Source organism: Kitasatospora sp. NPDC059648 (genome assembly GCF_042734825.1).
Taxonomy (GTDB): domain Bacteria; phylum Actinomycetota; class Actinomycetes; order Streptomycetales; family Streptomycetaceae; genus Kitasatospora.
This window is the reverse complement of record NZ_JBHWDU010000198.1, coordinates 1-3,650: the sequence shown is the minus strand read 5'-3', so window position 1 is coordinate 3,650 and position 3,650 is coordinate 1. Positions and strand designations below refer to the sequence as shown.

Genomic DNA, 3,650 nt, shown 5'->3' with positions numbered 1-3,650 from the left:
AGACGACACGACACCCCGTCCCTGCCGCCAAAACACCATCCCTATTCCTGACCAGCGGAAACGCACCCGTCACTCTCGGAAAGACAACGGCTTCTCAGTAACGAATGAACCCCTACGGACGATGGGGCGGAGCAGCTGGAGGCCGAGGAGTAGCTGGAGGTTGTCCGGGAGTCGAATGCCTTGCTGCGGGCGTGCTGGACGTGTCGGGGCTCGATCGGCGGAAATCGGGCTCCCCGCTGGAACTCGACGAGAAGGAGGCCCCCACTGTCTCCCGCACCGCCTCCTGCAGTCGGCTGATGCTGTAACCCAGGCCCTGCAGCAGCCGCTCGGCGGCCTCCGCACTGCTGCCCCGCTGCGCCCCGCGCAGCTGGATCAGCTGCTCCTGCGCGTCGTCCAGCAAGTTGGTGATCAGCACGCGCCAATTGCCGGATCGCCAGCGGTCCACGTGGATGCCGGGCCTGCCGTGGAGTGTCCCCAGCCTTTGGGCACTGCGTATCCCCGCAGCTCAGGGCGATGGCAGAGACTGAAGCGACTGAAGCCGGGGATGGGTGCGCAACGGCTCGTGTCCTGACGGGCGGCCCGCCGTGCTCTGCGGGCCGGTAACCTCGGCTGCCCCGGTAGTGGTCGCCAGCGGTGCGGGCACGGGCCCCCGCCCGAGTCCGTCGAGGACGCGCTCGCGGCGCTGCGCCGGAAAGTGCCCGAGGGGCTCGACCTCGACGTGGCGCCGCTCCCACGCCCACCCCAACACGTCCTCGCCGACCCCCGCACAACCCGGTGGTGTTGACCGAAGGCTGTCCCGTCAGGCCTCGCGAGAGACCGCTGAGTGCGCGGACCGAGCCGCAGTCAGTCTGCAAGGAGATGAACCTCGGCCCACTGCGGTTGCTTTCGCGGCCGACGACGCGCGCGTCGTCGGCCGCGCCACCGTGCTACTGGTTGGCGGGACGTGGTTCACCGGAGTATGGGTCCAAGCCCGCCTTCGAGCGCCGTTGTTGCTCAAGCCAGTGCACGTAGCGCGGTGAGGCGTCGCGGAGGTCGATGCTGAGTGGGTATGGATCGAACTCGTCCAGGAGCAGCTTGCGGAGAAAATCGACCATGCCGCAGGGGAACAGGGTGAAGTCGTCACGGGTGTGACGGCCGCAGACCAGGACGGGCCACTGATCAGGGTCGGGATCGGTGGTCAGCCAGCAGAGGATGTCCGGGCCAGAGGTGATACCCCAGGCGAGGATGTGCTCCGGGTCGATGTCGAGGCCTTCCTGGCCGTCCAGCATCTCCCAGGTGTAGCGGGCGTTCTCCGTCTCCTCCTCGAAGGTTCCGGGGTCCCACTGGATGTACTCCTTCGGCAGGGGCATGAGGATGCGGACCTCCGCGAACGAGCCGGCGCCGTACACGGACATGAAGTCCATGTAGTCCCGCGGGAGCCGCGTGCCCCACCGTGCTTCCGCCGCCGCCCAGTCGATCTCCTCGTCAGTGCCAAGATCTGGAGGAAGGATCTTGGCCAGCGCAGTGATGCCTGACGGGTCTTCCACGGCAATCCCTTCGATCAGGTCGCCGAGGAGCGTACGAGATTGCACTGACAACGAGGATATGACCGTTTCAGGACGACATGAGGCGCCCGCCTGGCCGCCCGGCCGCCCCTCCGCTGCTGGGGGTGTGACCTGTTCGCAGATGGACTGGTGTTTTTCGGGTGTTTTAGGCGTTTTAGACAGGTTTGGTTGGACCGGTGTCGGGCCGGTCCTGGGGTGGCCGCGCCCCTGTTTTGGCCGAGGTGGTGGGGCTGGCTTCGGCTGCTGTGTGTATGTCGTGAGCATGCCATTCGGCTTACTGCCCGTGCTTGCCGCCGTCCGGGCCGCCCGGGGCGTCGTGCTGCTCGCCGCGGTCCCCGTCAGGTGCGGTCGAGGCCTGGCCCGCTGCGCCGCGCTCGTCCTGCTCGGTGCCGCCGTCCAGGCCGCCGGCGCGGGGGCGTGGATGCGCCGTCAGCGCAAGGCCGAGGCCCTCGGCGCCGACCAGGCGGCGAAGCTGGAGGCGCTGGACGAGCTGTGGCGCCTGGAGCCGGACTGGAACCGTTCCTACCGGCGCCTGGTGGCCTATCCGCCGCCGGCGGAACCTTGGACGGCCCGGCCAACCGCACCGGCGGCGAAGCCGACCCGGCGTTCCGGTCCGGCGCCACCCCCCGGTGTGGGTGGGCGTACAGCTCGGCGCTGACGGCGGCGAACGCGGCTCACTTCACCTTCGGTCGGGTCGGCGGCCCAGTCGGCCTCGGCGGCGTACCAGCGGCGCTGAAGTCAGGGTGTAGCCAGTACCACCCTGAAGTCGGAAACCAGTGTGATCGAGGGTCAGGGCGGGGCCGGGCAGGATCGTGCCCGTGAACACCACCTCGAACCGCAAGCGCCGTATCGGCGCTGTCGCAATCCTGGGTCTCGCCGCATCGGTGGCAGCGACCGGCACCGGACTCGCCGCCACGCCCCTGCCGTCCAGCGTGCGCGCGACCGCCGTCACAGCTGCCGCCGCGTCCCCGCGGTCCTTCCAGGGCGCGCTCCCCGCGCCGAGCGGCCCCTATGCCGCCGGCGAGGAGGTCATCCACCTCACCGACGAGAGTCGTCCCGACCCGTGGGTGCCGTCATCCGGCCCCCGCCAGCTGACCGTCACGATGGTCTACCCGGCCGTCCCCGGGACCGGGACCCCGGCCCCTTACATGACCCTCGGCGAGGCAGCCGGAGTCCTCCAGCGCCAGAAGGTGCCGACGGGCTCCAGCATCACCCCGCAGAACCTTGCCGGCGTCACCACTCACGCCTTCGACGGCGCGCGGCCGCAGCACGGCAAGCACCCGCTCGTGGTCCTCTCACCCGCGTACGAGAACCCGCGCATGATGCTCACCTCGCTCGCGACCGAGCTGGCCAGTCACGGCTACGTGGTCGCGCTCGTCGGCCACACCTACGAGGACAACGGCGAGACGCTGGCGAACGGCGAGACGCCGGCGTGCGTGATCTGCGATGCCCCGCCGGGGCTCGACTTCAAGGCAGTCATCGCCAGCCGTGCGCGGGACGTGTCCTTCGTGATCGACCAGTTGACGCACGGCAATTCCGCCTGGCGCCTGGCACACCTCATCGACAAGCACAGGATCGGCATGGCCGGACACTCCCTCGGCGGAGCGGCGACTGCCGCCACGATGACCGCCGACCCGCGAGTACTGGCCGGAGTGAACATGGACGGCTCCTTCCAACCGGACCTGAAGCCCGGCCAGGTCAACCGGCCGTTCCTCATGCTGGGCGTGGCCGCCTCCAACCACTTGGCCGGCGGTGAGTGGGAGCCGGACTGGGCCGCCCTCGGCGGCTACAAGAAGTGGCTGACGGTCACCGGCGCCGACCACTTCGGCTTCGCCGACCTGGAAGTGCTCCAGGACGAGGCCGGGTTCCCGCCGCGGCCCCTCCCCGCGGAACGCGGGGTGGAGATCACCCGCGAGTACGTGACAGCGTTCTTCGACCAGACGCTGAAGGGGATCCACCGTCCGCTGCTGGACGGCCCCTCGCCGAACAATCCGGAAGTGCTCTTCCAGCACTAGTAGTACTTCGTTAACTTAACTTGATCTTGGTCTGCGAGTCGGGCATCCTGTCGGCGTGGATTTGGGGGAGATCGAGCAACTCCGTGGCGAG

Annotated in this window: 3 protein-coding genes; 2 read left to right on the top strand and 1 reads right to left on the bottom strand. The window is 69.0% G+C overall.

Annotated features, from left to right (window positions below; all coding sequences use genetic code 11):
• Positions 1-926 precede the first annotated feature (926 nt).
• A complete protein-coding gene (locus ACFV1W_RS40320; protein WP_380422521.1) occupies positions 927-1,571 on the bottom strand; it encodes an SMI1/KNR4 family protein in 645 nt (214 codons plus the stop codon).
• A gap of 235 nt (positions 1,572-1,806) precedes the next feature.
• On the opposite strand from ACFV1W_RS40320, the gene ACFV1W_RS40315 reads away from it, so the two are divergent.
• Both ACFV1W_RS40315 and ACFV1W_RS40310 read left to right on the top strand, forming a co-directional pair.
• Positions 1,807-2,202, top strand: coding sequence for a hypothetical protein (locus ACFV1W_RS40315; RefSeq protein WP_380422520.1), 396 nt, complete (start codon positions 1,807-1,809; stop codon positions 2,200-2,202).
• Between the two features lie 160 nt (positions 2,203-2,362).
• The gene (locus ACFV1W_RS40310) at positions 2,363-3,559 is read left to right on the top strand and encodes an alpha/beta hydrolase family protein (protein WP_380422518.1); all 1,197 of its coding nucleotides are present in this window, start codon (positions 2,363-2,365) and stop codon (positions 3,557-3,559) included.
• Positions 3,560-3,650 lie beyond the last annotated feature (91 nt).